Raw genomic sequence first — 26,920 nt, 5'->3', positions numbered from 1 at the left:
GTCCCCCATGAGCACTTCTTCCTTCAAGCATCGTTCCGGCCGCGCCGGTCGCGCGGTCCTCGCCGGCCTGCTGGCCAGCCTGCTCGCGGCGCCGGTCAACGCGGCGATCGAGATCCCGAACAATCCGCTGGTGACCGGTGGCAACGTGCCGCCGAACATCATGTTCATCCTGGATACGTCGGGCTCGATGCAGCAGACGGACCTGGTCGATACGTCGTTCACCATTTCCGGTGGTGGCCTGACCCAGAGCAACCTCGGCGCCAACGACAGCCCGCCGCAGGCCGGCGCCACGTTCTTCGTGCCCTGGGTCTATACCGTCAACCGGCTCTATTACGACCCGAACATCGACTACGAGCCCTGGAAGCGCGACTACGGCACGACGCTCGCCGACACGCCTTACACCGCTGCGTACAGCAGTCGCGAGCTTGCGAGCGGCAGCACGATCAACCTGCAGGGCAGTGTCCAGACGTTCTATGCGCCCAAGCCGACGAACACCAACCTGGCGGACCTGCTGCAGTACTACCGCTACCAGATCCTGACGTCGGGCAGGGTCGTGCGTGCCGAACGCCTGCAGTACGCCACCGAAGCGAACCAGTTGAACAACTGGGGGCCAATGTCGGCCAACCGCAACTACTGGGTCAATCCGAGCAACCTGACCAATGCGACGTCGGGCGGCACCGGCAACACGCCCAACTCGTCCTTCCAGTACACGCTGAGCGCCGCGACGCTGGCCGCGAATCCCGGCGCCCGGCTGGTCATCAGGATCACGGGGTCCAGCGGCAACGCGAACCTCTATGCCCGGATCGGCGCGGCGCCGAACCGGTCGTCCACGGGCAGCAATGTCTGCAACGTCACCAGCAGCGGCAGCAACGACACCTGCACGATCAACAATCCATCGGCGGGAACCTACTGGATCGGCGTGGCCGCCGCGAACACGAGCGGCGCCAACTTCACCAACGTCCGCCTCTACGTCGAACTGGTCACGGACAACAACGGGCCGGACGGCCTGGGCTGCGACACCAGTACCTCGGGCTGGGGCTGGCGCAACTGCACCTACGCCACACCGACCGGCCGTTCGGAAGCCGCCGAGCGCCAGAACTTCGCCACCTGGTATTCCTTCCACCGCACCCGCATGAAGGCGGCGAAGGCGGGCGTGAGCTACGCGTTCTCGGAACTGGGTGAGGAGTACCGCGTCGGTTTCGACATCCTCGGCACCAGCTCCACGGTGCGCAGGCCGATCCCGGTGTCCTCCGACGGCGGCCTGTTCCGCAACGAGGCGGCGTCGACGAACCGCTCGGCCTTTTTCGACGACTTCTTCTCGGTCACGGCCTCGGGCTACACGCCGCTGCGCCGCGCGCTGCGCCGTGTCGGCGAGTACTACCGGGACGCCACGGCCACCGGCCCCTACGGCGGTACCGGCGCTGCCCAGCTCGCCTGCCGGCAGAACTTCGCGATCCTGACCACCGACGGTTACTGGAACGGTAACAACGACGAGTCCAACAGCACTTACACCGGCCTCAGCGGCGACGAGGACAACGGCGCGTTGATCTCTGGCCCGAACGGCCAGACGTACCAATACACGCCCGTGCGTCCGTACTCGGCTTCGGCCGAGGGCACGCTCGCCGACGTCGCGATGCACTACTGGAAGACCGACCTGCGCACGAACCTGGACAACATCGTGCCGACGTCCAGCAACAACCCGGCCTTCTGGCAGCACATGGTCACGTTCGGCATCTCGCTGGGCCTGAAGGGCAACCTCGATCCGGACACCGACCTGCCGGCGCTGACCGCCGGCACGAAGACCTGGGGCGCGGTGTCCACGGCCAACGACACCGACCCGGACAAGATCGACGACCTCTGGCACGCCGCCGTCAACAGCCGCGGCTCCTTCGCCGCCGCCACCGACCCGCAGGCCTTCGTCGCGGCGATCCGCTCGGCCCTGGCCTCGGTGGTCGAGCGCACGGCTTCGGGCTCGAACGTCTCCGCCAACAGCACCTCGCTGACGTCGGATGCGATGCTGTTCCAGGGCCGCTTCATCAGCGGACGCTGGTCCGGTGACCTGTTCGCCTACAGCCTGGCGGTGAGCGGCAGCGGCAATACCCCGGTCTGGTCGGCCTCGGCGAACATTCCCGCGCCGGGCTCGCGCAACATCCTGACGTGGAACGGCACCGGCGGCGCGACCTTCCCGACGACGGCGCAGGCGGCCGCACTGAACTCGCCGAAGGCAGGCGTCACCAACTACATCCGTGGTGACCGCTCCCTCGAAGCCTCGCACGGCGGCACCTTCCGCGACCGCATGCACGCGCTCGGCGACATCATCAACAGCTCGCCCGCGTTCGATCCGGCGACCAATACGGTCTACGTCGGCGCCAACGACGGCATGCTGCACGCCTTCAACGGCGCGACCGGCGTGGAGCGCTTCGCCTACATCCCGGGCAACATCGACCTGGTCGGCCTCGAGAGCCTGGTGGAGCCGGATTACGCCCACCGCTACTTCGTCGACGGTCCGATCGCGATTTCCCCGCGCAGCCTGACCCCGAACGTCAGCTACCTCGTCGGCGCCCTCGGCCGCGGCGGCCGCGGCGTGTACGGACTCAACGTGACGAACCCGGGGTCCATGGGAACGGGCAATGTGCTCTGGGACTTCAAGACCACCGCGCACGCCAAGATGGGCATGGTCCTGAACACGCCGGTGTTCGCCCGTATGAACAACGGCGACGTCGCGGTGCTGGTGCCGAACGGTCCGAACAGCCCGGCCGACACCGCGGTGCTGTATGTGCTGAACCCGACCAACGGCAACGTGATCGCCGAGATCGACACCGGCACCGGCACGGGCTGGGGCGGCGCCACCGCGCCGAACGGTCTCTCGGGCCTGCGTGGCTACGACTACGACGGCAACGGCACGGTCGACCTGATCTACGCCGGTGACCTGCGCGGCAACGTCTGGAAGTTCGACGTCTCGAGCAACAACCCGAGCAACTGGACCAACGCGACCAACCGCACGATCCTGTTCACGGCGGTCGACGGCTCGGGCAACCGCCAGCCGATCTCCGGCGCCCCGGCGATCGCGATCGATCCGCTGACCTACAACACCTGGGTCTACTTCGGTACCGGCCGCTTCCTGAACACCGACGACATCAAGGATGCGAACAACAATCCGAACCTGTCGGTGCATACCTGGTACGGCCTGATCGACGGTGACCCGATCACCGGCCGCGCGCAGCTGCAGCGCCGCACGATCATCGCCTCGGGCACCCTCAATGGCCGACCGGTGCGTGCCTTCGAGCAGCCGACCTCGCTCGATACGACCAAGCGGGGCTGGTACATCGACCTGCTGCGTCCGCCGGTGCCGGGTACTGCCCAGGGCGAGCGCATCATCGCCGACACCGCCGTGGTGGGTTCGCGCGTGATCGTCCCGAGCATCGTCCCGACCTCGAGCGACTGCGATGCCGGCGGCACCGGCTTCGTGAACGTACTCGACGCATTCACCGGTGCCTCGCCGCCGGGTGCGTTCTTCGATCTCGACGGCGATGGTGTGTTCACCGACGATGTCATCACCCTGGACAATGGCCAGACGGTGCCGGTGGGTTCGGTGAGCTTCGTCGACGGCATGCCGACCGGTAGCGGTGTCATCGTGCCGCCGGCCGGAAGTGGCTCGACGATCGGCCGTTACGAAGTCGGCGGCACCGGTGGCGCACGCGGCGGTGCCGCGGCGGACCTGTCGCAGATCTACAGCCGCAAGTCCTGGCGTGAACTGACGGGAGACTGACGTGAGTCATCAGCGAAAGAAAGCGATGCGCGGTTTCACGCTCGTGGAAATGATGGTGGTCGTGCTGGTGATCTCGATCCTCTCGGGGATCGCGTTCACCAGCTACCAGCGCAATGTCATCGAGACCCGGCGCAGGACGGCGACCGCCTGCCTGGTCGAGCTGGCGCAGTTCATGGAGCGCTACTACACGACGAACCTGACCTACGTCGGCGCCGCCGCGCCGGCCCTGCAGTGCCGGACGGACCTGTCGCCGTTCTACACGATCGCGATCGCCGGGACGCCGACGGCGACCGCCTATTCGCTGACCGCGACCCCGGTCGGCGTGCAGGCCTCGAAGGACACCCGTTGCGGCACGCTGGGCATGACCCAGACCGGCGCGAAGAGCGCGACGGGCGCCGGTGGCGTCGCCGAATGCTGGTGACGCTGCAGCGGGGCTGAAAAGAAAAGGGCCTGCGTTTCCGCAGGCCCTTCTCGCATCTGGCGCCCGAAGTTGGACTCGAACCAACGACCCCCTGATTAACAGTCAAGTGCTCTAACCGGCTGAGCTATTCGGGCGGGGACCGGCATTCTAACCGCCGATGGTGAGAGGTCAAGCCCTCACGTGCCGGGGCAGGGGGTCGGCGAGGCCGCGAACTCGCTGCGTGGGCGCCCGCCGTTGTTGACGATCACGCGGGCGTACAGGCCTTCGCGGCGCCGGCTGCAGACCGCCAGGGTCACGTTGCTGCCTGGCGAGAACCCGTCGCCGCGGAAGCGCACGCGCTGCCGCCCGGCGGTCGCCATGACCCGCACGCGGGGCGAGGGGACGGCCTGCCGGATGATCGACGCGGGGTCGGCGGGCTGGCCGCTCTTCGCGGCATCGACGAAGGTGATCCAGCCCTGGTCCCAGATCGCGTCGTCGTTGCAGCGCATGCCGTCGCGGCTCGGGCAGACGGTCACCGGAACGCCGCGGCGGACCGCTTCGCTGCGTGCCAGCGCGAGCGAGATCGTCAGGTCACTGACCGCGCCGCGCGCGGCGTTCGCCTCGAACAGCTCGTCCGCGGCGGGCAGCGCCACCGCGAGCAGGGTGCCGAGCACCGCCACGGTGACCATCAGTTCGGGAAGCGTGAAGCCGTCGTCGTCGCGCATGTGGGCACCTCCACATGCAGGATCCGCGTGCGGCGATCGGGCGGCGTCCGCGGAACTCCGCCGGCACGGTCCGACGTTCGCGCGGCGCATCCAGGGCCCGCTCCTATAATCGGGGACGATTCCAGGCGGACGCCATGTCAGAAGAACGCTTCCAGCTCGTCGCCCCCTACCAGCCCGCCGGCGACCAGCCGCAGGCCATCGAGCGCCTCGTCGCCGGCTTCGAGGCCGGGCTGGCGCACCAGACCGTGCTCGGTGTCACCGGTTCGGGCAAGACCTTCACGGTCGCCAATGTCATCGAGCGCGTGCAGAAGCCGACGCTGATCATGGCGCCGAACAAGACCCTGGCCGCGCAGCTGTACGGCGAGTTCAAGTCGTTCTTCCCGCACAACGCCGTCGAATACTTCGTCAGCTATTACGACTACTACCAGCCCGAGGCCTACATCCCGTCGACCGACACCTTCATCGAGAAGGACAGCAACATCAACGAGCACATCGAGCAGATGCGGCTCTCGGCGACGAAGGCGCTGCTGGAGCGGCGGGACGCGATCGTGGTGGCGTCGGTGTCGGCGATCTACGGTCTCGGTGACCCCAACGAATACTTCCGGATGGTGCTGCACCTGGTACGCGGCGACCGCATCGACCAGCGCGAGCTGATCCGCCGCCTCACCGAGATGCAGTACACCCGCAACGAGACCGAGCTGGTGCGCGGCGCGTTCCGCGTGCGCGGCGAGGTCGTCGACGTGCATCCGGCGGAATCGGAGATCGAGGCGCTGCGCATCGAGCTGTTCGACGGCGAGATCGAGAACATCTCGCTGTTCGACCCGCTGACCGGCCACGTCGTGCGCAAGCTGGCGCGCTACACGCTGTATCCGAAGTCGCACTACGTGACCACGCGCCGCACGGTGCTCGACGCGATCGAGACGATCAAGGTCGAGTTCAAGGAGCGGATGGAGCAGCTCTACGCCGCCAACAAGCTGGTGGAGGCGCAGCGCCTGCAGCAGCGGACGATGTACGACATCGAGATGATGGCCGAGGTCGGTTTCTGTTCCGGCATCGAGAACTACAGCCGCCACCTGACCGGGATGATGCCCGGCGAGCCGCCGCCCTGCCTGTTCGACTACCTGCCGCCGGACGCGCTGCTGGTGGTCGACGAATCGCACGTGACCGTTCCGCAGGTCGGCGCGATGTTCAAGGGTGACCGTTCGCGCAAGGAAACCCTGGTCGAGTTCGGTTTCCGGCTGCCGTCGGCGCTGGACAACCGGCCGCTGAAATTCGAGGAGTGGGAGCGCCGCTCGCCGCGCACGATCTTCGTGTCGGCGACGCCGGGCAGTTACGAGCTCGAGAAAGCCGGCGAGCAGGTCGTCGAACTGGTCGTCCGCCCGACCGGCCTGATCGACCCGCCCGTCGAGATCCGCCCGGTCGCGACCCAGGTCGACGACCTGCTGTCGGAGATCAACGAGCGGGTGAAGATCGGCGACCGCGTGCTGGTCACGACGCTGACCAAGCGCATGGCCGAAAACCTCACCGACTACCTCGCCGAACACGACGTCAAGGTGCGCTACCTGCACAGCGACGTCGACACCGTCGAGCGCGTCGAGATCATCCGCGACCTGCGCCTCGGCGTGTTCGACGTGCTGGTCGGCATCAACCTGCTGCGCGAGGGCCTGGACATGCCCGAGGTGTCGCTGGTGGCGATCCTCGACGCCGACAAGGAAGGGTTCCTGCGCAGCACCGGCTCGCTGATCCAGACGATCGGTCGCGCCGCCCGCAACGTGCGCGGCAAGGCGATCCTCTACGCCGACCGCATCACCAACTCGATGCAGGCGGCGATCGACGAGACCGACCGCCGCCGCGCCAGGCAGGTCGAGTACAACCTCGCCCACGGCATCACCCCGACCACGGTCGTGCGCGCGGTGATGGACGTTATGGAAGGCGCGCGCGCCGAGCCGGACGAGGCGAGGGGACGCGGGCGCAGCCGTCGCGTCGCCGAGGAGACGGTCGACTACGAAGCGCTCGATCCGGCGAAGCTCGCGGCCCGGCTCAAGCAGCTCGAGGCGAAGATGCACCAGCATGCCCGCGACCTCGAATTCGAGGAGGCCGCGAGGGTGCGCGACGAGATCCACCGATTGCGCGAACGCGGCCTGGTTTCCTGAGCCGGGCGCGGGAGATCAGCACCGGGATTGTCGCGGCCGTCGCGACCGGGCTATACTTCGCGCCCCTCGCGGGCGGTTAGCTCAGCGGTAGAGCACTACCTTGACATGGTAGGGGTCACAGGTTCGAACCCTGTACCGCCCACCATCCCCGGCATGCCGGCGGATGGAGAGAGGAAGGAATCACGGAAAGCCGCCCCGGAAACGGGGCGGCTTTTTCATGCCCGCAGGCGCAGCCGCAGCGCGATCTGGAACACGAACCCGGCGACCAGCCCCGCCAGCGCCCCGGCCAGCACGACCGTGACCGACGTGGTGTCCGCCGCGAACGCCGCGGGTTCCTCGACCACGCGCAAGCCACCGGCGACCAGGCCGGCCAGCGGCAGCAGCCAGGTCAGGCGCGGGCCGACCGGGAGGCGTGCCAGCAGCAGCGCCGCTGCCGGCAGCACGCCGAGGGTGACTGGCCAGGCGACCAGGGCGCCGAAGATCGCGCCGAGCAGGGTGAAGGAGAGAACCGTCATCGCACTGCCGATGCCGGAGATCAGCATCGCGCTGCTGATCACGAAACCGCCGACCATGCCTGCGAGCGGCGTCGTCACCAGCGCGAGGAGGAGCACCAGGCCCAGGTCGACCGCCCAGCCGCGCCGCGTCTCGGCGGCCGCGTTCATGGCGCCACCAGCCTGAACTCGCGCAGCCGTTCGTAGGCCGGCCGACAGGCCTCCACGGCGGCCCGCCCTTCGGCGCCGAGTGCGCTTCGGCGACGGGAGCGGGGCGCCTCGAAGCCGGTCGAACGCCAGACCGTGGCGTACCAGTGCGGCGCCCAGACACCGTCGCTCGCGCGCGGGCCCGGCGGCCAGGCCAGCATCCGCGCGCTGAAGGGCAGGGCGAGGCGATCACACAGCCCCCGCAGCTGCGCTTCCGGCGCCTGCAGGAAATCGCCGGCGTCGAGCACCGGCGGCGGTGCCCCGAGGTGGTCGCACAGGCGCTCGAACAGCCGCGCCTGCTGCAGCAGGCCGATGTCGCCGGCGGCGACCGTCGACCGCGAACGCAGGTAGGACGCCACGACCTCTTCCGGATCGCGGATCAGCAGCACGTTCTCCAGCGCCAGCACCCAGTCGCCGTCGAATTCCGCCAGCAGGTGATGGCTCATGTGCTTCTGGTACCAGAGCGGTGCACCGCCGGGCGCCGGGCCGGTGCTCAGCGCGGCCACCACCCGGCGCGCATCGGTGTCGCCGGCGGCGATCACCTCGTCGCGGCCGGGATGATCCAGTCCGGTCGCGAGCAGGTAGGCGGCGTACAGCGGCTCGTCGCTCACACCGCAGTCCGGGCGGTTTTCCCAGGCCCGCATCATCGCCGTCGAGATGTTGCGCGGGCCGCTCCACATCGCGATCCGCCGCGGCGCCGGCGCGCTCATGCCAGGCGCTCCCCGGCGCGGAACATGACGTCGCGTTCGACCAGGCCGCGGTAGAGCTGCTGCAGGCGCAGCACCATCGGTCCCGGCACGCCGTCGCCGATCGCGCGCCCATCGATCTCGCGCACCGGCACCACGCCGGCGAAGGTGCCGGTGCAGAAGGCTTCATCCGCCGAGTAGACCTCGGTCAGGCTGAAGTTCTTCTCGCGGGCGACGATGCCGGCCTCGGCGCAGACCCGCAGCACGTTGGCGCGGGTGATGCCGCCGAGGCAGTAGTCGCCGCTCGAGGTCCAGACCTCGCCGCGGCGGACGATGAAGAAATGGGTCGAATTGCAGGTCGCGACGAAGCCGTGCGGGTCGAGCATCAGCGCCTCGTCGGCGCCGGCGGTATAGGCCTGGATGCAGGCCGTGATGCAGTTGAGCTTGCTGTGGCTGTTGAGCTTGGGATCCTGCACGTCCGGGAAGCCGCGGCGCACGTGCACGGTGAACAGGCGCAGGCCCGCATTCACCGTCTCCGGCTTGGCGATCTTGAACTCCGGGATGATCACCACCGTCGCCGGGCCGATGCAGACGCGCGGGTCCTGGTAGGGCGTGCGCTTCACGCCGCGGGTGACCATCAGCCGCAGGTGCACGCCGTCCTGCATGCCGTTGGCGGCGAGGGTGTCGTAGATCGCCCGGGTCAGGCCGGCGCGGTCGAGGCCGATGTCGAGGGCGATCGCCTTCGCGCCCTCGAACAGCCGGTCCAGGTGGGCATCGAGGAAGACGGGGTGGCCACCGACGACCCGCAGCCCCTCCCAGACCCCGTCGCCGAGCACGAAGCCGCTGTCGAAGACCGACACGGTGGCCTCGGCCCGTGGTTTCAGGGCGCCGTTGATCCAGATCAGGATGCCGGCATTGCGGGGATCGTCGTGGAAATCGTGGATGCTGGTGGCCATCATGCGCTCCGGGCGGGGTTCCGCGAGTCTAGCCGTGGCCGGGCCGCGTTGACTTCGCCCCGGCCCGCCACTAACTTGGCGCGGTCAACAACCACGAGGTGGCCCCGGGGAACCGGCGTCGAGCGTGCGACATGAGCACTAGCGCGAACCGCAGCTGACCCCCGCCCAGGCCCGACCGATCGAGGACGCCTGGCGTCCTTTTTTTTCGCCCGCTTTCCGAGTTCCGAAATGATCCAGATCACGCTTCCCGACGGCAGCCACCGCCAGTTCGACCATCCCGTCACGGTGATGGAAGTCGCCCAGTCGATCGGCGCCGGCCTCGCCAAGGCGACCGTCGCCGGCAAGGTCGACGGCCGCCTGGTCGACGCCTGCGACCTCATCGACCACGACGCCAGCCTGCAGATCGTCACCCCGAAGGACGAGGAAGGCGTCGAGATCATCCGCCACTCCTGCGCCCACCTGGTCGGGCATGCGGTGAAGCAGCTGTTCCCCGACGCCAAGATGGTCATCGGTCCGGTGATCGCCGAGGGTTTCTACTACGACATCTGGAGCGAAAAGCCCTTCACCCCGGAGGACCTGGCCGCGATAGAAAAGCGCATGGCCGAGCTGATCGCCAAGGACTACGACGTCATCAAGAAGATGACCCCGCGCGAGGAGGTCATCGCGGTCTTCCGCGCCCGTGGCGAGGACTACAAGCTGCGCCTGATCGAGGACATGCCCGACGAGAAAGCGATGGGCCTGTACTGGCACGAGGAATACGTCGACATGTGCCGCGGTCCGCACGTGCCGAACACCCGCTTCCTGAAGGCCTTCAGGCTGACGCGCGTCTCCGGCGCCTACTGGCGCGGCGACTCGAAGAACGAGCAGCTGCAGCGCATCTACGGCACCGCCTGGGCGGACAAGAAGCAGCTCGACGCCTACATCCAGCGCATCGAGGAAGCCGAGAAACGCGACCATCGCCGCATCGGCAAGCAGCAGAACCTGTTCCACCTGCAGGAAGAGGGTCCGGGCCTGGTGTTCTGGCATCCGAAGGGCTGGGCGATCTGGCAGGTGGTCGAGCAGTACATGCGCCGCGTCTACCGCGAGTCCGGCTACCAGGAAGTGCGTTGCCCGCAGATCCTCGACGTGACGCTCTGGAAGCGTTCCGGCCACTGGGACAACTACAAGGAGAACATGTTCTTCTCCGAGTCCGAGAACCGGCAGTACGCGGTCAAGCCGATGAACTGCCCGGGCCACGTCCAGGTATTCAACCAGGGCCTGCACAGCTACCGCGACCTGCCGATCCGTTACGGCGAGTTCGGCGCCTGTCACCGCAACGAGCCTTCGGGCGCGCTGCACGGCATCCTGCGCGTGCGCGGCTTCACCCAGGACGACGGCCACGTCTTCTGCACGGAAGAGCAGATCGAGGCCGAGGTGCGCGCCTTCCACGCCCAGGCCCTGAAGGTCTACCGCGACTTCGGTTTCGGCGAGCCGGCGGTGAAGATCGCCCTGCGCCCGGAGAACCGGCTCGGCGACGACGCCACCTGGGATCGGGCGGAAGCGGCGCTGCGCTCGGCGCTGGCGGTGTCCGGGGTCGAATGGCAGGAACTGCCGGGCGAGGGCGCCTTCTACGGCCCGAAGATCGAGTACCACCTGAAGGACGCGATCGGCCGCACCTGGCAGCTGGGCACGATGCAGGTCGACTTCATGATGCCGCAGCGCCTGGACGCCGAATACATCGACGAACATTCGGCGCGCCGGCACCCGGTGATGCTGCACCGGGCCATCGTCGGCTCGATGGAGCGCTTCATCGGCATCCTGATCGAGAACCACGCCGGCGCCTTCCCGGCCTGGCTGGCGCCGGTCCAGGCGGTTGTCATGAACATCACGGACGCGCAGGCCGAATACGCCGATGAAGTTCGGAAAACCCTTGCGAATCAAGGCTTCCGGGTCCAGTCCGATTTGCGGAACGAGAAGATCGGCTATAAGATCCGCGAGCACACGCTGCAGCGCATCCCCTACCTGCTGGTGGTCGGAGACCGCGAAAAGGAGCAGGGCAAGGTCGCGTTGCGTACCCGGTCGGGAGAGGACCTGGGCTCGCTTACGGTCGAAGCCTTCGCAGACCGGCTGCGCGCGGAGAACGGCCCGACGGCCTGAGATGGCCGCCGGATTTCAGTGAAGCATCAACGAGAACACGCGAATCAACACTTCAATTGACAAGGGCAACCGCAAGAACCTGGAGATCCGGGTTCCGCGCGTGCGGGTGATCGGTCTCGACGGCGAAATGGTCGGCGTGCTGTCGCGCGACGAAGCGCTGGCGCTGGCCGAGGAAAGCGGCGTCGATCTGGTCGAGATCCAGCCCACGGCCGATCCGCCGGTCTGCCGGATCATGGATTACGGCAAGTACAAGTTCGACCTCCAGAAGAAGGCGAACGCCGCCAAGAAGAAGCAGAAGATCGTCGAGATCAAGGAACTGAAGTTCCGCCCGACGACCGACGACGGCGACTACAACATCAAGCTCCGCAACCTGCGCCGCTTCCTCGAGGAAGGCGACAAGGTGAAGGTGAACATCCGCTTCAAGGGACGCGAGATGGCGCACCAGGAGCTGGGTCTGGAGATGGCCAAGCGCATCGAGGCCGACCTCGGCGAGGACGTGGTCATCGAACAGCGGCCGCGCCTCGAGGGCCGGCAGATGATCATGATGGTCGCCCCCAAGCGGAAATAAGCCCGCCGCTCCCCGCCGCTCCCCCCGCCGCTCCCCCTCCGCCGCTCCTCCTGTAGGAGCGGCTTCAGCCGCGATCGACGCGGTCGCGATCGGTCCCGGGTCCGGTCCATGAGCGGATCGCGCCTGAAGGCGCTCCTACGGAAGGCATCGCGCCTGAAGGCGCTCCTACACAGGGGCGCCCTTCTCTGGCATAATTCGCGGCCCACCGGGCTTCCGGTGGTTCCCCGGTACGGTTCCGGGCCCGGTCCACCGGGCGAAACCGTCATGGACCTGTCGTAGATCTCGCGAGAAATCATCGACTTACAAGCCGGTTTGGGCAGGATGGAAAGTGTGGCGCGAGCCACCGCCCAGGTCAGTCACGAAAAAACACCCGAAGGGACACCCATGGCCAAGATCAAGATCAAGACCAACCGGGCGGCCGCCAAGCGTTTCCGGAAGACCGCTTCCGGCAAGTACAAGGCGGGCCACGCCAACCGTAGCCACATCCTCACCAAGAAGGCGACCAAGCGGAAGCGCAACCTGCGGCAGACGAACCATGTTCGTGCCGAGGACGCGGGCCGTCTGGACCGCATGCTGCCGTACCTCTGAGGAGATAAGACATGGCACGAGTCAAGCGTGGTGTCACGGCGCGCCGCCGTCACAAGAAGATCATCAAGCTCGCGAAGGGCTACTACAACGCCCGTCGCAAGGTTTTCCGCGTCGCCAAGCAGGCCGTCACCAAGGCCGCGCAGTACGCGTACATCGGTCGCAAGCAGCGCAAGCGCCAGTTCCGTTCGCTGTGGATCGTTCGCATCAATGCGGCGGCCCGCACGCACGGGATGAGCTACAGCCGCTTCATGAACGGCCTGCTGAAGGCCGGCGTCACGATGGACCGCAAGACGCTCGCGGACCTCGCGATCCACGATCCGGTCGCGTTCGGCGCGATCGCCGAGCAGGCCAAGCGCGCTCTCGCCGCGTAAGGCCCACCCGCGGCGGCCAGCCGTCGCGGGGTGATTCCGGGAGGGGAAGGGCGAGAGTCCTTCCCCTTTCTCTTTCCGGCGCCGGACGACCCTTCACCTGTAGGAGCGCCTTCAGGCGCGAATGGCATGAGCGACCTCGAAACCCTCACCCGCACCGCCCTGGGCGACATTGCCGCCGCCACCGCGCTCGACACGCTCGAGTCCCTGCGCGTCGCCCTGCTCGGCAAGTCCGGCACGATCACCGGCCAGCTCAAGCAGCTCGGCGCCCTGCCGCCGGAGCAGCGCCGCAGCGCCGGCGAGGCGGTCAACCGTGCCCGCGACGAGGTCGCCGCCGCCCTGGCCGCGCGCAAGGCGGCGCTGGAAGAAGCGGCGATGGCCGCGAGGATCGCCGCCGAGACCATCGATGTGACCCTGCCGGGCCGCGGCGAACTGCCGGGCAACCTGCACCCGGTCTCGCGCACGCTCGAGCGCATCAGCGAGATCTTCGCGCGCCTCGGCTACCAGCTCGCCGACGGCCCCGAGATCGAGGACGACGAGCACAACTTCGAGGCGCTGAACTTCCCGCCGCACCACCCGGCGCGGGCGATGCACGACACCTTCTATTTCGCCGATGGCCGCCTGCTGCGCACGCACACCTCGGGCGTGCAGGTGCGCTTCATGCGCCAGGCCGTCGCCGAGCGTGGCGGTCCGCCGCTGCGCATGATCGCCGCCGGCAAGGTCTACCGCAGCGACAGCGACCAGACCCATACGCCGATGTTCCACCAGGTCGAGGGCCTGCTGGTCGACGAGACCTCCAGCTTCGCCGACCTCAAGGGCACGCTGGCCGAGTTCGTGCGCGGTTTCTTCGAGCGCGATTTCGAGATGCGCTTCCGCCCGAGCTATTTCCCCTTCACCGAACCTTCGGCGGAAGTGGACATCGCCTGGCAGCAGGCCGATGGCAGCACCCGCTGGCTGGAGGTGCTCGGCTGCGGCATGGTGCATCCGAACGTGCTGCGCGCCTGCGGCATCGACCCGGAGAAGTACACCGGCTTCGCCTTCGGTCTCGGCGTCGAGCGTTTCGCGATGCTGCGCTACGGCGTCGACGACCTGCGCAGCTTCTTCGAGAACGACTCCCGCTTCCTGCGCCAGTTCGCCTGACCCCTTCAGCCCCCTGTAGGAGCGGCTTCAGCCGCGATGCCTCCTGCGCCTGAAGGCGCCCAATACCGGACCCGATGCAATGAAATTCCCCGAAAGCTGGCTCCGCGAACACGTCCGCGTCGACGCCTCCCGTGAGGAACTCGCCGCGACCCTGACCGCGATCGGCCTCGAGGTCGAGGAGACCACGGCCATCGGCGGCGCCCTCGAGGGCGTCGTCGTCGCGGAAATCCTGGCCTGCGAGAAGCATCCGGAAGCCGACCGCCTGCAGGTCTGCCAGGTCGCCACCGGCGCCGGCAGCGTGCAGATCGTCTGCGGTGCGCCGAACGCCCGCGCCGGCCTGAAGGCGCCGCTGGCGACCATCGGCACGGTGATCGGCGAGATGAAGATCAAGGCCGCGAAACTGCGCGGTGTCGAGTCCTCCGGCATGCTCTGCTCGGCGAAGGAACTCGGCATCGACGCCGATGCCTCCGGCCTGCTCGAGTTGCCCGCGGACGCGCCGGTTGGCACGCCGCTGGCCGACTATCTCGGCCTGCCGGACGCCAGCTTCGAGTTGAAGCTGACCCCGAACCGCGCCGACTGCTTCAGCGTCCGCGGCATCGCCTTCGATGTCGCCGCTGCGCTCGGCACGACGGTCGAACCGATGCCGATTCCCGAAGCCGCCGTCACCACCGATGCGCGGATCAACGTCGAACTGCAGGCCGGCGCCGATTGCCCGCGCTTCTGCGGTCGCGTCGTCGAGGGCCTCGACCCGGACGCGCGCACGCCGCTGTGGATGGCCGAGCGCCTGCGCCGCGCCGGCCTGCGCCCGATCCGCCCGCTGGTCGACATCACCAACTACGTGATGCTCGAGCTCGGCCAGCCCCTGCACGCCTTCGACGCCGACCGCCTGACCGGCCCGCTGCAGGTCCGCCACGGCCGCGCCGGCGAGCAGGTGAAGCTGCTCGACGAGCGCACGGTGACGATCGACGAGGGCTTCCTGGTCGTCGCCGACGCCGGCAAGGCCTCGGCGCTGGCCGGCCTGATGGGCGGCTGGGACAGCCGCGTCACCGAAACCACCACCCGCGTCTTCTTCGAGGCCGCGCACTGGGCGCCGGCGGCGATCATCGGCCGCGCCCGCAGGCTCGGCATGCACACCGATGCCGCCCACCGCTTCGAGCGCGGCGTCGATCCGGAGCTGCCGCGTTACGCGGTCGAGCGCGCCACCGCGCTGGCGCTGGAGATCATGGGCGGCAAGGCCGGCCCGCTGACCGAGGTCGTGCTCGAACAGCACCTGCCGCAGCGCCCGCCGGTGAACCTGCGTCGCGCCCGGCTGGCGCGCGTGCTCGGCATCCATGTCGCCGACGCCGAGGTCGAGCGCATCCTGCGCGCCCTCGGCATGGTCGTGACGGCGACCGTCGATGGCTGGACGGTGCAGCCGCCGAGCCGCCGCTTCGACATCGCGATCGAAGAGGACCTGATCGAGGAAATCGCCCGCATCCACGGCTACGACGCGATCCCGACGACGCTGCCGGCCGGCGAGGTGCGCCTGGTCGCGCCCAGCGAAACCGTCGTCGCCGACGCCGTGCTGCGCCGCCAGCTGGTCGGCCGCGGCTGGCTCGAGGCCGTCAGCTACGCCTTCGTCGACGGCGAGCGCCTGAAGACCTGGCAGTTGCTGGACGCCGCGGTGCCGCTGGCGAATCCGCTGTCGGCCGAGCTCGGAGTGATGCGCACCTCGCTGCTGCCCGGCCTGGTCGACGCACTCGCGCACAACCGTGCCCGCCAGCAGGAGCGCGTGCGCCTGTTCGAACTCGGCCGCGTCTTCCATGCCCGCGCCGGCGAAGCGCCGCTGGAGACCCGCCGGATCGCCGCGGTCGCCTGCGGCCCGCGCGCCGGCGAGCACTGGGACGGCAAGGCCGGCGACGTCGACTTCCACGACCTGAAGGGCGAGGTCGAGGCCCTGCTGGCGCTGGCCGGCGCCGAAGCGGAATTCCGCGTCGAGGCCCCGGCCTACGCGCATCCGGGCCGCAGCGCCGGGGTCTGGCGCGACGGCGTGCGGATCGGCTGGCTCGGCCAGCTGCACCCGGCGCTGCAGAAGGCGCTGGATCTCGACCATCCGGTACTCGCCTTCGAGCTCGACCTCGCGCCGCTGGCCGGCCGCGCGGTCGCCCGCGCCGGCGGGGTGTCGCGGTTCCCGTCCATCCGCCGGGACCTCGCGCTCGTCGTGCCGGAAACGGTGTCCTGGGCCGCCATCCGCCGCTGCCTCGAGACCACCCTCGGGCCGCTGCTGCGCGAGCTCCGGCTGTTCGACCGCTACACCGGTCCGGGGCTGGAATCCGGCTCAAGGAGTCTGGCTATGGGCTTGATTCTCCAAGACGTTTCGCGCACCCTCACGGATCGCGACGGTGACCAGGCGGTCGCCGACGCACTCGCGGCCCTGGGCCGTGAATGCGGCGCGAAACTGCGGTCGTGACGGGCGCCGGCGACGGCGTGGACAGGGGCAGGTAATGGCATTGACCAAGGCCGAGATGGCCGAGCGGCTGTTCGAGGAAGTGGGTCTGAACAAGCGCGAGGCCAAGGAATTCGTCGACTCGTTCTTCGACGCGCTGCGCGAGGCGCTCGAGCGTGGGCAGCAGGTGAAGCTGTCCGGCTTCGGCAACTTCGACCTGCGCCGCAAGAACCAGCGGCCCGGCCGCAATCCCAAGACCGGCGAGGAGATCCCGATCTCCGCCCGCACCGTCGTCACGTTCCGTCCCGGCCAGAAGCTGAAGGAACGGGTGGAAGCCTATGCTGGATCCGGGCAGTAACCGCGAACTCCCGCCGATCCCGGCCAAGCGCTACTTCACCATCGGTGAGGTCAGCGAGCTCTGCGACGTCAAGCCGCACGTGCTGCGCTACTGGGAAACCGAATTCACCAGCCTCAAGCCGGTCAAGCGCCGCGGCAACCGCCGCTATTACCAGCGCCACGACGTGCTGATGATCCGCCAGATCCGCGGCCTGCTGTACGAACAGGGCTATACGATCTCCGGCGCCCGCCAGCGCCTCGAGGGCGAAGCCGCCCGCGTCGAGACCTCGATGACCGCCCAGGTCGTGCGCCAGGTGCGGATGGAGCTCGAGGAAGTGCTGCAGCTCCTGAAGCGCTGACCCGCCACTCCTTGACGAAACGCCCTGTAGGAGCGGCTTCAGCCGCGATGAAGCAGCAGCCTGCAGGAGCGGCTTCAGCCGCGATGAATCAAAGGCATCGCGCCTGAAGGCGCTCCTACGTGTGGATTGATGGGTATAATCGCCGGCCCGTGTCGGGGCGTAGCGCAGCCTGGTAGCGCATCTGCCTGGGGGGCAGAGGGTCGTGGGTTCGAATCCCGCCGTCCCGACCATCCGAATCAGCCCGCGAAAGCGGGCTTTTTCTTTGCGCGGGCAGTGGGATCGCGGCTGAAGCCGCTCCTACAGGATGGGGGTTACTCGCTTGCTGGTCCGGCGTTCTCGACCGCATCGGTCTCCGCCCGGATCCGCGGGTTGTCGGCGCCGCAGCCGGTGTCCTCGCCCGGGCCGGTCTCGATCAGCGCCAGGATCGCCGCCGGTGGCGCGACCGCGTACAAGGCAGCGGCGATCGCGCCGCGCAGCAGCAGCGGGCCGGCTTCGGGGCGGATCTTCGGCGACTTCAGGTTGCCGGTCAGGCGCAGCGGCGAGCGCAGGCTCAGCGGGCTCGGGTCCTTCGGCCGCGGCGCCAGGCGCAGGTCGAAGCGTTCGTCGCCGAGGTCGACGGCGCCTTCGACGAACAGCACCGTGTCGGTGGTGTCGAACGCGAACTGGCGCGACGTCGCGATGCCGTCCGCGACCGCGAGATCGGCGTAGGCGCAGCGGATCGGAATCACTCGATCCTTGCCGATCATGAATTTCAGCGCCTCGTAGATGTCGATCCCGGCCAGTTCCAGCAGCAGGTTGCTGATCCGGCCTTCGCCCATGCCGATCTGCGCTTCGCCGTTCGCGTTGGCCAGCAGCGCCGCGACCGAGTTGCCGCGGCCGGCGAGCTGGATGCGCCCACCGATGCGGCCGGCGCTCTCCGGCGCGCCCTCGGGGGCGAGCTGGCTCAGTTCGAGGCGGCGCACATGCACATCGGCCTCGCCGGCCAGCGGCGTCTGCCGTGCATCGAGGTGGAGCGTGCTGGTGATGCGGCCGTCGGCGATCCCGAAGTCGAGCGGATCCAGGCGCAGGTCGCCGTCGACCAGCACCAGGTGCGCGTCCATGTCGTCCAGCGGCAGCTTCGGCGAGTTCACCCGCGCCGCGACCAGACGTACGTCGGCATCCATCGCGCGCAGCTTCGACAGCTCGTAGTCGCGCGTCGGGAACACCCGCGCCGGGTCAGCGGGCACGGCCGGCGCGGGCGCCTCGCCTTCGCCGGCGCGGGGGGTGCCGCCGATGAAACCGGCGAGGTCGTCGAAATCGAGGCGCTGCGAACGCAGCTCGGCGGTCAACTTCGTGCGTTCGCCCGACGGGTCGATCGTCGCGTCGCCGGCGAGATCGGAATCGCCGACCACGCCGCTGAAACCGTTGTAGTGCCAGACACTGCCGACGCGGCCGAGCCGGCCCTCGAGGCGGTAGGGCGGCGTCTTCGGGATCGCCAGTCCGAACAGGTCGTACAGATGCGCCATGTCGGCGCCGGAGATCTCGAAACCGACGTCGAAATCGTCGAGGCGGATCGGCGGTGCCAGGCCACCGAAGGCACGTGCGCGGGTGGTGCCGGCGCGGGCGCGCAGGTCCACCCGGTAGGCGTCGGCCGCGACCGCGACCTCGTCTCCAGCGTCGGCGACCGGGGCGTCGCCGACCGGCAGCAGCTCGAGCGGCGAATCCACCCGGCCTTCCAGTTCGAACTCGCCGGCGCGATAGCGGCCGTCGCCGTCGACGAGCAGCGGCGCGCGGCCGGAGCCGTCGACCTCGCCGCTGTTCACCGCGACGTCGAAGTCGGTGTCATAGCCGTGCTCGACGAAGCGGAACCGGCCGTCATGCACGACCAGCTCGCCGATCCGCGGCCACTCGGCCGCGGTTTCGCGCGGCTCGTCGCGGAAGCGCCAGTTGCCGAGCCCGTCCTCGCCGCGCTCGAGCAGCAGGCGCGGTGCCTGCAGTTCGATGCGCGGCAGCAGCACCTCGCCGCGCAGCATCCGCCACACCGCCCACTGCAGGCGTACGCGCTCGGCGGCGAACATCTCCGTCTCTTCCGACCACGCCGCATTGCCGAGGCGCACGCCGTCGGCGACGACGGTCGGCCGGAACAGATGCAGCTCGACGTCGAGGTCACCGGCGATGCTGAATTCGCGCCCGGTCGCCGCCTGTATCCGCCGCTCGATCGGCCCCTTGAACCAGTTCCAGTCCCACAGCAGGAGCAGCACGACCAACGCGAGCGCGACGACCGCCGCGACGCGCAGCACCACGCTTCGCCGCGAACGCGGCGCCCCCTTCACTTCGTCGTGATCACCGGCAGCCATGCCGCCACTGTCGGTGGCGGCGCGTGTTCAGCCCGCGAAAACGGGCATTGCGTAAGCAACACAGATCGACAACGGATCAAGGCGGATTACACGGGATCGAGCTATTCGGGTCGCCACCGCAGGCGCGGTGACGCCTTCGTCCCGGGGAATCGATGCACTCGGGGCAAGAACAGGAGTGCTCCTGCCTATCCGTGCAATCGGCTTTGATCCGTTGTGATCTGCGTTCCCGATCGACGCCGTCCGGACGAGCGAGTCAGCTGTCGAACAGCGCCGCGTCGAGGGCCAGCAGGTTGCCGGCGCCGGTGCGGATCGCCGCCGCATGCATCTGCGTCCGCGGCAGGATGCGCGCGAAGTAGAAGCGGGCGGTTTCGCGTTTGGCCGTGCGCAGGTCGTCGGGCTGGCCGTCGCGGTTCACCGCAGCGACCGCCTTGGCCCACCAGAAGGCGAGGGCGACATAGCCGGAGTAGGCGAGGTAATCGACCGCCGCCGCGCCGACCTCTTCCGGATCGGCGACCGCGCGCCGGCCGATCTCCATCGTCAGCTCGCCCCAGGCCCTCGCGGCCTCGGCCAGCGGCAGCACGAACTCGATCATCGCCGGGTCCTGGGCCTGGGCGCTGCAGAATTCCGAAATCATGCGCAGGAATTGCTGCAGGCCGGCGCCCTGCAGCTGCAGGGTCTTGCGGCCGAGCAGGTCGAGCGCCTGGATGCCGGTGGTGCCCTCGTAAATCGTCGTGATGCGGGCGTCGCGTGCCAGCTGCTCCATGCCGTGTTCGCGGATGTAGCCGTGGCCGCCGAAGCACTGCAGCGCGTGGTAGGCGCATTCATTGCCCCACTCGGTCAGCATGCCCTTGACGATCGGGGTCAGGAAGCCGAGCAGGACGTCGGCGTCCTTGCGCTCCTGTTCGTCCTGCGCGTGCTCGATCACGTCGAGCAGGGTCGCGGCGTGCAGCGCCAGCATGCGGCCGCCTTCGGCCAGCGACTTGCAGGTCAGCAGCATGCGGCGGATGTCCGGGTGCACGATCAGCGGATCGGCCGGCTTCTCCGGGAACTTCGGACCGGAGGCGGAACGCATCTGCAGGCGTTCGCGCGAGTAGGCGAGGGCGCCCTGCCAGGCGCGGTCCATCAGCGCCAGGCCCTGCAGGCCGACCGCGAGGCGGGCCGAATTCATCATCGCGAACATCGCCGCGAGGCCCTTGTTCGGCTCGCCGATCAGATAACCCTCGGCGCCGTCGAAGTTCATGACGCAGGTCACCGAGCCGTGGATGCCCATCTTGTGCTCGATCGAGCCGCAGCGGACCGCGTTGCGCTCGCCGACCGTGCCGTCGCGCGCGGTCTTCAGCTTCGGCACGATGAACAGCGAGATGCCCTTGGTGCCGGCCGGTGCGTCCGGCAGGCGGGCGAGCACCAGGTGCACGATGTTGTCGGTGAAGTCGTGTTCGCCGCCGGTGATGAAGATCTTGGTGCCGGTGACCGCATACGTGCCGTCCTCACGTGGCTCGGCCTTCGTCTTCAACAGGCCGAGGTCGGAGCCGCAGTGCGGCTCGGTCAGGCACATCGTGCCGGTCCAGCGGCCCTCGACGATCGCCTTCAGGAACACGTCCTGCTGCCAGGGCTGGCCGTGCCGCTTCAACGCCTCGACGGCGCCGTGCGACAGCAGCGGGTAGTTGCTCCAGCTGAGGTTGGCGGCGTCGAGCATCTCCTTCAGCGCGGCGCCGAAGCTTTCCGGCAGGCCCTGGCCGCCGAAGGCTTCCGGGCCGGTGATGCCGGTCCAGCCGCCGTCGACGAACTGCGCATAGGCCTCTCGGAAGCCCGGCGGGGTGGCGACGGTGCCGGTGGCCGGGTCGAAGCGGCAGCCTTCGGAATCGCCTATCGCGTTCAGCGGCGCCAGCACCTGGCCGGCGAATTTCGCGGCCTCGTCCATCACCGCGTCGAGCAGGTCGCGGGTGGCGTTCTCGAGGCCGAGGCGGGCGTACAGCGCTTCCGCGCCGATGACGTCGTAGAGCGCGAACTTCATGTCGCGCAGCGGGGCGGTGTAGTGGCTCATGGTGTCTTCCCTGATCAGCGCAGCACGCCGGCCAGCCCCGGGACGGGGTCCAGCGCGCTTTCGTATTCGTAACGGTCGTTGGTGCCGGGATCGCTGCTGCGGATCTCGCCGGCGATGCGGTATCGGACACCGCGGCCGGCGGCGAGGGCGCTGTCGAGCGCCGACCTCGCCGCCGCCGAGGGCGCGAAGCTGTGCGCGACCAGTTCGGTCGACCCGGGGCCGACCGCGAGGCCGGGATCGATGTCGAAGCGCACGGCCTCCTGGCCGCCGATCGTCAGCGTGCCCTGCAGGCGCGAGAACGTCATCGCGACGGTGCTGTAGTTGCGCAGCCGCAGCTGCGCGACCCACTGGCCGCCGTCCTGCAGGCGCAGCTCCTGCACGGTGACCTGGGGCGGGAAGATGCGCTTCGGCGGGCCGCCGGCGCAGGCGGCGATCAGCACGGCGAACAGGGCGAGGAGCAGGAGTCGGTAGGGACGCATGGGCCTGGCGCGAGGTGGGAAACCCCGAGCATACCAGTCCGTATTGACGCGTTGCTCCGGCGCCGGAAAATCGAAAGGCCCGCATCGCTGCGGGCCTTCGAATGATGGTGGCCGAGGACGGAATCGAACCGCCGACACGGGGATTTTCAATCCCCTGCTCTACCAACTGAGCTACTCGGCCAGGGATCTGGCGACGCCGCGGCGGGGCCGGGCGAGCCCGAGATTCTACGGGAGATGAAGGAGCCGCCGCAAGCCGCGGCGGTTCCGGCCCGCGGCCGCGGAGGATCCGCCGGCGCCAATGAAATCGCGGATGAATGCATGGCGCGACGGGGCCTGCCGGCGTCACGGCGTCGGAGTAGCTTGGGCTCGGCCCTGATGCCCGACCCGAGGAGATCCCCATGTCCCGCAAACTTCCGCTGCACATCGCTGCGATCGCCGTTGCCGTCGCGCTGACCGGTGCCGCCTGTGCCACGTCCGGTGCCAGCGCCGATCGACAGTCGGCCGAGGACGTCGCCAAGTTCGCCGCCGCGCAGCAGCACGCCGGCGAGCCGCGCAACACCGTGCGCTTCCTGCGCCCGATCCATCGCTACGAAGTGGTCGCGCCGCAGGCGATCCTGGTCTGGGAGACGCCGAGCAAGGCCTGGCTGGTCGACCTGCGCAAGAGCGCGGCCTGTCGCCATCTCGAGCGCAGCTGGGCGGTGGCGATCGACACCCTCAACGACACCCTCAACACCAGCAATGGCTACGTGCTCGGCGAGGATGGCCTGCGCTGCAAGATCGACCGGATCCGCGAGGTCGACGTGCCGGCGATGCGGGAGACGTTGCGGGAGTCGGGGAACGCCTGAGGCGAGGGGATCGCGCCTGAAGGCGCTCCTACAGGGGATCGCGCCTGAAGGCGCTCCTACAGGGCATCGCGCCTGAAGGCGCTCCTACAGCGGGGTGTCGGGAGGGGTGTCGGGGGGGATGTAGCCGGCGGGCGTTTCGGCGCCGTCGCCGAACAGGAACTTCTCCATCTCGCCTTCGAGGAAGGCGCGGTGTTTCGGGTCCATCGGCGACAGCCGGTTCTCGTTGATCAGCATCGTCTGGTGCGCCAGCCACTGCTGCCAGGCCTCGCGGCCGATGTGGTCGAAGATGCGCTTGCCGAGCGGGCCCGGCCAGGGCACGAAGGGCAGGCCTTCGGACTCGCGCTGCAGCTTTTCGCAGAAGACGGTACGGCTCATCGCTTCATTCCAGGAGTTTGCGGACCGGCGCCGGCAGTCCGACCTCGCGCAGGTGGTCGGGCGCGATCCAGCGCAGGTCGTCATTGTCGCCGATCGCCGGGGCGGGATCGGCGGCGCGCGGTGACTTCGTAGCTTCGCCGGATTTCGCCGGCCCCCAGGCGTAGGTCTCGATCTGCAGGCGGAAGTGGCTGAAGGTGTGCTGCAGCGCCGGCAGCGCTTCGCCGGCATCGAAGTCGTGGCGGCTGTGGCGGGCGACGAAGGCGCGGGCGGCATCGTGGTCGTCGGCCTCGGGCAGCGACCACAGTCCGGCCCAGACGCCGGTCGGCGGGCGCCGCTGCAGCAGGATGCGGCCGGCTTCGTCGCGCAGCAGCAGCATCAGCGTGCGCCGCTGCGGCAGCGGCTTGCCGGGCTTCGCCTCCGGCAACTGGTCGACCAGGCCTTCGCGATGGGCGACGCAGTCTTCCCGCAGCGGGCAGAACAGACAGGCCGGGTCGTGGCGGGTGCACAGGGTCGCGCCGAAATCCATCACCGCCTGGGTGTAGTCAGCCAGCCGTTCCTGCGGCAGAGCCGCCTCGGCCAGGTCCCACAGCGTCCGCTCGACCGCCGACGCCCCCGGCCAGCCGGCGATGCCGTGGTAGCGCGCCAGCGTGCGCTTGACGTTGCCGTCGAGGATCGCGAAACGGTCGCCATGCGCCTGCGCGAGGATCGCCCCGGCGGTGCTGCGGCCGATGCCGGGCAGGGCCGCGAGCTCGGCGAAGTCGCGCGGCAGCTCGCCGCCGTGGTGCTCGACGCACAGCCGCGCGGCACGGTGCAGGTTGCGGGCGCGGGCGTAGTAGCCCAGCCCCGACCACAGCGCCAGCACCTGGTCGAGCTCGGCCGCGGCGAGTGCCGGCAGCGTCGGCAGCGTCTCGAGGAAGCGGGCGTAGTACGGAATCACCGTCTGCACCTGGGTCTGCTGCAACATGATCTCCGCGAGCCACACCCGATACGGCGTGCGCGGATGCTGCCAGGGCAGGTCGTGGCGGCCGTCGCGGTCGAACCAGGCCAGCAGGGTCGCGGCGAAATCGTGGCTCACGGCGATCCGGTGGCCGCGGCGTCGGCATCCGCAGCGGCGTCCCCGTCGTCCCCGTCGTCCTCGATGCGCAGGCGCACGCCCTCGAAACTCACGCTGCCGAACTGCAGCGAGGGCGCTTCGAAGGTCCCGGCCAGCGGCGGCAGCGGCGAACCGGTCTCGGTTTCGAGCCAGGCCTGCAGCTCGGGCACCGTCAGGCGCGTGAACAGGCGGGTGTCGCCGCGCTCGGCGTGCAGCGACACCGGCGCGCCGAGCTCGCGATCGCCGGTGTAGGTCAGCGACCAGGCCAGCGGGTCGTCGGCGGTGACCGCGGCGCCGGGCAGCACCGGCCAGGTCGCCGGCCAGCGCGTCAGCAGGCCGGCGAAATCGAGCGCGATGGTGTCGCCGATCGCCAGTTCGCCCTCGCCGTCGAGCGCCGGCAGCTGGTCCTCGCCGCCGAAGGAGAACCGCAGCCCACCGCCGATGCCGCCGTCGGCAGTGGCGCCGAGGTCGCCGCTCGCGCCGAGCTGCCAGGCCGGGCCGGGGGCGGCCGTTTCCGCGCCTTCGGCCGTCGCCGGCGGCAGGCGGCCGTCGGCGGCGAGGCTCAGGTGGCCGAGGCGCCAGGCCTCGTCGCCGAGATCGAGGTCGCCGCCGAGCTTGAACTGCCAGGGCATGGCGATGTCGCCGGCCGACCAGGTGCCGGCGAATTCCGCCAGCGTCGGCGAACGCAGCCCGGCGGTCGCCTGCTGCAGGCGGCCGCGAAAGTCGACCGCGAGATCGGCGCGGCGGAATTCGCCGGCGATCAACGCATCGGCCGGGGTCTGCGGCACCAGCCGCGGCAGCGAAACCTCGAGTGCCTGCAGGCTCCAGCCGTCGCCGTCGATGCGGCCGTCGGTGATGCGCAGGCCGTCGGTGAGCGTGGGCAGCTCGAACGGGGCGTCGGACGGCGGCCGCGAATCCAGCCACGCATTCAGAGCGGCAAGGTCCAGCCGCGGCGCGTCGAGTTCGATGCGGGTGATCACCACCGCCTCGCCGTCGAGGATCGTCGACCACGGCAGCGACACCTCGAGCCGGTCGGCGGTCAGCAGCGGCGTCGCCGCGCCGGGCACGCGGGCGCTGAAGCGGGGCAGGCGCAGCCGTGGTTCCGGGCGCAGTGCGTAATCGGGATCACCTTCGTAGCTGAGTTCGAGACCGAGCGCGGCGCCGGCGCGCGCCAGCACGGTGTTCGCCAGCCGGTGCGGTTCGAGCTGGTGATCGATCCACCAGGCGGCGGCCAGCAGCAGGATCGCCAGCACCGCCAGCACGCGCGGCCAGCGCCGGCGTTTCGGCGTACGCGTCGTCGGCGTCGCCGCGGCGGCGGGACTCATTCGCCGGCGTCACCGGCCGCCGGCACGGCGAGCGTCTCCGGCAGCAGCGCGTCGACGAAGCCTTCCGGATCGAACACGCGCAGGTCCTCGATCTTCTCGCCGAGGCCGATGAAGCGGATCGGGATGCCGAACTCGCGCGCCAGCGCGAACACCACGCCGCCCTTGGCGGTGCCGTCGAGCTTGGTCACGACCAGGCCGCTCACGTTCACCGCGGCGTGGAACTGGCGCAGCTGGTTCAGCGCGTTCTGGCCGGTGGTGCCGTCGATCACCAGCAGCACCTCGTGCGGCGCCTTCGGGTCGAGCTTGCCGAGCACGCGGCGGATCTTGCCGAGTTCGGCCATCAGCCCCTGCTGGGTGTGCAGGCGGCCGGCGGTGTCGGCGATCAGCACGTCGTAGCCACGCGACTTCGCCGCCTGCAGCGCGTCGAAGGCGACCGAGGCGGGATCGGCGTCCTGGCCCTGGGCGATCACCGCGACATCGTTGCGTTCGCCCCAGATCTTCAGCTGCTCGACCGCGGCGGCGCGGAAGGTGTCGCCGGCGGCGAGCATCAGCTTGTGGCCGTCGAGCTGGAAGCGGCGGGCGAGCTTGCCGATCGTCGTGGTCTTGCCGACGCCGTTGACGCCGACGGTGAGCACGACGAAGGGCTGCGCCGCGGCATCGATGTCCAGCGGCTTGGCGACCGGCTTCAGGATCGCCAGCAGGTCGCCGCGCAGGTAGCGCAGCAGGGCGGCGGCATCGGCGAATTCGCGTGCCTTCATCTTCTTCCGCAGGCGCTCGACGACTTCGGTGGTCGCCGGGATGCCGACATCGGCGCTGATCAGCGCGGTCTCGATCTCCTCGAGCAGGTCCTCGTCGAGCTTCGGGTTGCGCGCGAACAGGCCGCCGAGGCTGCGTGCGAACAGGCTGCCGCCGAGCACGCCCTTCATCGCCTCGCGGCCGGCCTCGCGTTCGGCCTCGAGCCGGGCGGCCTTCTCTTCCTGGTGGACGGTGAACGCGCGTGCCAGGTCGTCGGGGCTGAAACCGGAGCGTGCCGGCGCGGCCCCGGTGGCGGGCTTCGCGGCCGGCTTCTCGGGGGTCTTTTCGGGCTTTTTCTTGAAGAAATCGAACATCGCGCTG

Annotated in this window: 23 protein-coding genes and 4 tRNA genes; 14 read left to right on the top strand and 13 right to left on the bottom strand. The window is 69.3% G+C overall.

Features of this window, described 5'->3' with window-relative positions; all coding sequences use genetic code 11:
• Nucleotides 1-7 precede the first annotated feature (7 nt).
• Entirely contained in the window at nucleotides 8-3,769 is a 3,762-nt protein-coding gene (locus K311_RS17615; protein ID WP_051239718.1) for a PilC/PilY family type IV pilus protein, read from the top strand.
• 25 nt (nucleotides 3,770-3,794) lie between these two features.
• Entirely contained in the window at nucleotides 3,795-4,190 is a 396-nt protein-coding gene (locus tag K311_RS0107230) for a type IV pilin protein (protein ID WP_043797083.1), read from the top strand.
• A 57-nt stretch (nucleotides 4,191-4,247) separates the two neighbouring features.
• On the opposite strand, the gene K311_RS0107225 is transcribed toward K311_RS0107230, so the two are convergent.
• Nucleotides 4,248-4,324 (bottom strand) — tRNA-Asn (locus K311_RS0107225).
• A gap of 42 nt (nucleotides 4,325-4,366) precedes the next feature.
• On the bottom strand, nucleotides 4,367-4,894 hold the full coding sequence (locus K311_RS0107220) for a GspH/FimT family pseudopilin (RefSeq protein ID WP_026816744.1): 528 nt from the start codon (nucleotides 4,892-4,894) through the stop codon (nucleotides 4,367-4,369).
• 134 nt (nucleotides 4,895-5,028) lie between these two features.
• On the opposite strand from K311_RS0107220, the gene uvrB reads away from it, so the two are divergent.
• Both uvrB and K311_RS0107210 read left to right on the top strand, forming a co-directional pair.
• Nucleotides 5,029-7,047, top strand: coding sequence for an excinuclease ABC subunit UvrB (uvrB, locus tag K311_RS0107215; protein WP_026816743.1), 2,019 nt, complete (start codon nucleotides 5,029-5,031; stop codon nucleotides 7,045-7,047).
• Nucleotides 7,048-7,117: 70 nt separating this feature from the next.
• Nucleotides 7,118-7,192, top strand: a tRNA-Val gene (locus tag K311_RS0107210).
• Nucleotides 7,193-7,262: 70 nt separating this feature from the next.
• Here the strand turns inward: K311_RS0107210 and K311_RS0107205 are convergent.
• Genes K311_RS0107205 through K311_RS0107195 form a run of 3 tightly spaced genes read right to left on the bottom strand, consistent with a single transcriptional unit; the run spans nucleotide 7,263 to nucleotide 9,387 of the window.
• Complete coding sequence (locus tag K311_RS0107205) at nucleotides 7,263-7,709, bottom strand: hypothetical protein (RefSeq protein ID WP_026816742.1); 447 nt, start codon at nucleotides 7,707-7,709, stop codon at nucleotides 7,263-7,265.
• Nucleotides 7,706-8,455, bottom strand: coding sequence for a sulfotransferase-like domain-containing protein (locus K311_RS15920; RefSeq protein WP_043797082.1), 750 nt, complete (start codon nucleotides 8,453-8,455; stop codon nucleotides 7,706-7,708). The genes K311_RS0107205 and K311_RS15920 overlap by 4 nt, the downstream gene beginning before the upstream one ends.
• Entirely contained in the window at nucleotides 8,452-9,387 is a 936-nt protein-coding gene (locus K311_RS0107195) for an aminotransferase class IV (RefSeq protein ID WP_043797114.1), read from the bottom strand. The genes K311_RS15920 and K311_RS0107195 overlap by 4 nt, the downstream gene beginning before the upstream one ends.
• A gap of 228 nt (nucleotides 9,388-9,615) precedes the next feature.
• Here K311_RS0107195 and thrS point away from each other — a divergent pair, with 228 nt between their 5' ends.
• From thrS to K311_RS0107150, 9 genes are all read left to right on the top strand, one after another.
• The gene (gene thrS, locus K311_RS0107190) at nucleotides 9,616-11,523 is read left to right on the top strand and encodes a threonine--tRNA ligase (protein WP_026816740.1); all 1,908 of its coding nucleotides are present in this window, start codon (nucleotides 9,616-9,618) and stop codon (nucleotides 11,521-11,523) included.
• A gap of 43 nt (nucleotides 11,524-11,566) precedes the next feature.
• On the top strand, nucleotides 11,567-12,091 hold the full coding sequence (gene infC / locus K311_RS0107185) for a translation initiation factor IF-3 (protein ID WP_169515867.1): 525 nt from the start codon (nucleotides 11,567-11,569) through the stop codon (nucleotides 12,089-12,091).
• 384 nt (nucleotides 12,092-12,475) lie between these two features.
• Nucleotides 12,476-12,679: a 50S ribosomal protein L35 gene (rpmI, locus tag K311_RS0107180; RefSeq protein ID WP_026816738.1), complete on the top strand. Its 204-nt coding sequence runs from the start codon at nucleotides 12,476-12,478 to the stop codon at nucleotides 12,677-12,679.
• An 11-nt stretch (nucleotides 12,680-12,690) separates the two neighbouring features.
• A complete protein-coding gene (rplT, locus tag K311_RS0107175; RefSeq protein ID WP_026816737.1) occupies nucleotides 12,691-13,050 on the top strand; it encodes a 50S ribosomal protein L20 in 360 nt (119 codons plus the stop codon).
• A 126-nt stretch (nucleotides 13,051-13,176) separates the two neighbouring features.
• Nucleotides 13,177-14,187, top strand: a complete 1,011-nt coding sequence (gene pheS / locus K311_RS0107170) for a phenylalanine--tRNA ligase subunit alpha (protein ID WP_026816736.1) — start codon at nucleotides 13,177-13,179, stop codon at nucleotides 14,185-14,187.
• A 79-nt stretch (nucleotides 14,188-14,266) separates the two neighbouring features.
• Nucleotides 14,267-16,636 carry a phenylalanine--tRNA ligase subunit beta gene (pheT, locus tag K311_RS0107165; RefSeq protein ID WP_026816735.1) on the top strand — a complete coding sequence of 790 codons (2,370 nt, stop codon included), beginning with the start codon at nucleotides 14,267-14,269 and terminating at the stop codon, nucleotides 16,634-16,636.
• Nucleotides 16,637-16,670: 34 nt separating this feature from the next.
• Nucleotides 16,671-16,970 carry an integration host factor subunit alpha gene (locus K311_RS0107160; RefSeq protein WP_026816734.1) on the top strand — a complete coding sequence of 100 codons (300 nt, stop codon included), beginning with the start codon at nucleotides 16,671-16,673 and terminating at the stop codon, nucleotides 16,968-16,970.
• Nucleotides 16,951-17,307 (top strand): MerR family transcriptional regulator, encoded by a 357-nt coding sequence (locus K311_RS0107155; RefSeq protein WP_026816733.1) that lies wholly within the window; start codon nucleotides 16,951-16,953, stop codon nucleotides 17,305-17,307. The genes K311_RS0107160 and K311_RS0107155 overlap by 20 nt, the downstream gene beginning before the upstream one ends.
• Nucleotides 17,308-17,460: 153 nt before the next feature.
• Nucleotides 17,461-17,537, top strand: a tRNA-Pro gene (locus tag K311_RS0107150).
• Between the two features lie 81 nt (nucleotides 17,538-17,618).
• On the opposite strand, the gene K311_RS15915 is transcribed toward K311_RS0107150, so the two are convergent.
• From K311_RS15915 to K311_RS0107130, 4 genes are all read right to left on the bottom strand, one after another.
• Nucleotides 17,619-19,643, bottom strand: a complete 2,025-nt coding sequence (locus K311_RS15915; RefSeq protein ID WP_051239716.1) for an AsmA family protein — start codon at nucleotides 19,641-19,643, stop codon at nucleotides 17,619-17,621.
• Nucleotides 19,644-19,896: 253 nt separating this feature from the next.
• The gene (locus K311_RS0107140; RefSeq protein ID WP_026816732.1) at nucleotides 19,897-21,687 is read right to left on the bottom strand and encodes an acyl-CoA dehydrogenase C-terminal domain-containing protein; all 1,791 of its coding nucleotides are present in this window, start codon (nucleotides 21,685-21,687) and stop codon (nucleotides 19,897-19,899) included.
• A 14-nt stretch (nucleotides 21,688-21,701) separates the two neighbouring features.
• Nucleotides 21,702-22,166: an LEA/WHy family protein gene (locus K311_RS18370; RefSeq protein WP_026816731.1), complete on the bottom strand. Its 465-nt coding sequence runs from the start codon at nucleotides 22,164-22,166 to the stop codon at nucleotides 21,702-21,704.
• A 105-nt stretch (nucleotides 22,167-22,271) separates the two neighbouring features.
• Nucleotides 22,272-22,347 (bottom strand) — tRNA-Phe (locus tag K311_RS0107130).
• 217 nt (nucleotides 22,348-22,564) lie between these two features.
• On the opposite strand from K311_RS0107130, the gene K311_RS0107125 reads away from it, so the two are divergent.
• A complete protein-coding gene (locus K311_RS0107125) occupies nucleotides 22,565-23,011 on the top strand; it encodes a DUF6491 family protein (protein ID WP_026816730.1) in 447 nt (148 codons plus the stop codon).
• An 84-nt stretch (nucleotides 23,012-23,095) separates the two neighbouring features.
• On the opposite strand, the gene K311_RS0107120 is transcribed toward K311_RS0107125, so the two are convergent.
• From K311_RS0107120 to ftsY, 4 genes are read right to left on the bottom strand one after another with little or no spacing between them, the layout of a single operon-like run.
• Nucleotides 23,096-23,386 (bottom strand): oxidative damage protection protein, encoded by a 291-nt coding sequence (locus tag K311_RS0107120; protein WP_026816729.1) that lies wholly within the window; start codon nucleotides 23,384-23,386, stop codon nucleotides 23,096-23,098.
• Nucleotides 23,387-23,390: 4 nt separating this feature from the next.
• Complete coding sequence (gene mutY / locus K311_RS15910) at nucleotides 23,391-24,461, bottom strand: A/G-specific adenine glycosylase (protein ID WP_081683335.1); 1,071 nt, start codon at nucleotides 24,459-24,461, stop codon at nucleotides 23,391-23,393.
• Complete coding sequence (locus K311_RS15905) at nucleotides 24,458-25,804, bottom strand: AsmA family protein (RefSeq protein ID WP_043797077.1); 1,347 nt, start codon at nucleotides 25,802-25,804, stop codon at nucleotides 24,458-24,460. Before K311_RS15905 ends, mutY begins: the two co-directional genes overlap by 4 nt.
• Complete coding sequence (ftsY, locus tag K311_RS15900; protein ID WP_081683334.1) at nucleotides 25,801-26,913, bottom strand: signal recognition particle-docking protein FtsY; 1,113 nt, start codon at nucleotides 26,911-26,913, stop codon at nucleotides 25,801-25,803. Before ftsY ends, K311_RS15905 begins: the two co-directional genes overlap by 4 nt.
• Nucleotides 26,914-26,920 lie beyond the last annotated feature (7 nt).

Source organism: Arenimonas composti TR7-09 = DSM 18010, assembly GCF_000426365.1.
GTDB classification, from domain to species: domain Bacteria; phylum Pseudomonadota; class Gammaproteobacteria; order Xanthomonadales; family Xanthomonadaceae; genus Arenimonas; species Arenimonas composti.
The sequence above is the reverse complement of the archived record's forward strand: the minus strand, read 5'-3'. Positions and strand labels throughout refer to the sequence as shown.

Bases quoted from the DNA above. Each gene is read 5' to 3' on its own strand.
- uvrB (WP_026816743.1), top strand. From the start codon at position 5,029: ATGTCAGAAGAACGCTTCCAGCTCGTCGCCCCCTACCAGCCCGCCGGC.
- ftsY (WP_081683334.1), bottom strand. From the start codon at position 26,913: ATGTTCGATTTCTTCAAGAAAAAGCCCGAAAAGACCCCCGAGAAGCCG.
- K311_RS0107120 (WP_026816729.1), bottom strand. From the start codon at position 23,386: ATGAGCCGTACCGTCTTCTGCGAAAAGCTGCAGCGCGAGTCCGAAGGC.
- K311_RS15915 (WP_051239716.1), bottom strand. From the start codon at position 19,643: ATGGCTGCCGGTGATCACGACGAAGTGAAGGGGGCGCCGCGTTCGCGG.
- rplT (WP_026816737.1), top strand. From the start codon at position 12,691: ATGGCACGAGTCAAGCGTGGTGTCACGGCGCGCCGCCGTCACAAGAAG.
- K311_RS0107155 (WP_026816733.1), top strand. From the start codon at position 16,951: ATGCTGGATCCGGGCAGTAACCGCGAACTCCCGCCGATCCCGGCCAAG.
- rpmI (WP_026816738.1), top strand. From the start codon at position 12,476: ATGGCCAAGATCAAGATCAAGACCAACCGGGCGGCCGCCAAGCGTTTC.
- K311_RS0107140 (WP_026816732.1), bottom strand. From the start codon at position 21,687: ATGAGCCACTACACCGCCCCGCTGCGCGACATGAAGTTCGCGCTCTAC.
- K311_RS15905 (WP_043797077.1), bottom strand. From the start codon at position 25,804: ATGAGTCCCGCCGCCGCGGCGACGCCGACGACGCGTACGCCGAAACGC.
- K311_RS0107205 (WP_026816742.1), bottom strand. From the start codon at position 7,709: ATGAACGCGGCCGCCGAGACGCGGCGCGGCTGGGCGGTCGACCTGGGC.
- K311_RS18370 (WP_026816731.1), bottom strand. From the start codon at position 22,166: ATGCGTCCCTACCGACTCCTGCTCCTCGCCCTGTTCGCCGTGCTGATC.
- K311_RS15920 (WP_043797082.1), bottom strand. From the start codon at position 8,455: ATGAGCGCGCCGGCGCCGCGGCGGATCGCGATGTGGAGCGGCCCGCGC.
- K311_RS0107125 (WP_026816730.1), top strand. From the start codon at position 22,565: ATGTCCCGCAAACTTCCGCTGCACATCGCTGCGATCGCCGTTGCCGTC.
- thrS (WP_026816740.1), top strand. From the start codon at position 9,616: ATGATCCAGATCACGCTTCCCGACGGCAGCCACCGCCAGTTCGACCAT.
- K311_RS17615 (WP_051239718.1), top strand. From the start codon at position 8: ATGAGCACTTCTTCCTTCAAGCATCGTTCCGGCCGCGCCGGTCGCGCG.
- K311_RS0107230 (WP_043797083.1), top strand. From the start codon at position 3,795: ATGCGCGGTTTCACGCTCGTGGAAATGATGGTGGTCGTGCTGGTGATC.
- pheS (WP_026816736.1), top strand. From the start codon at position 13,177: ATGAGCGACCTCGAAACCCTCACCCGCACCGCCCTGGGCGACATTGCC.
- K311_RS0107220 (WP_026816744.1), bottom strand. From the start codon at position 4,894: ATGCGCGACGACGACGGCTTCACGCTTCCCGAACTGATGGTCACCGTG.
- K311_RS0107160 (WP_026816734.1), top strand. From the start codon at position 16,671: ATGGCATTGACCAAGGCCGAGATGGCCGAGCGGCTGTTCGAGGAAGTG.
- pheT (WP_026816735.1), top strand. From the start codon at position 14,267: ATGAAATTCCCCGAAAGCTGGCTCCGCGAACACGTCCGCGTCGACGCC.
- K311_RS0107195 (WP_043797114.1), bottom strand. From the start codon at position 9,387: ATGGCCACCAGCATCCACGATTTCCACGACGATCCCCGCAATGCCGGC.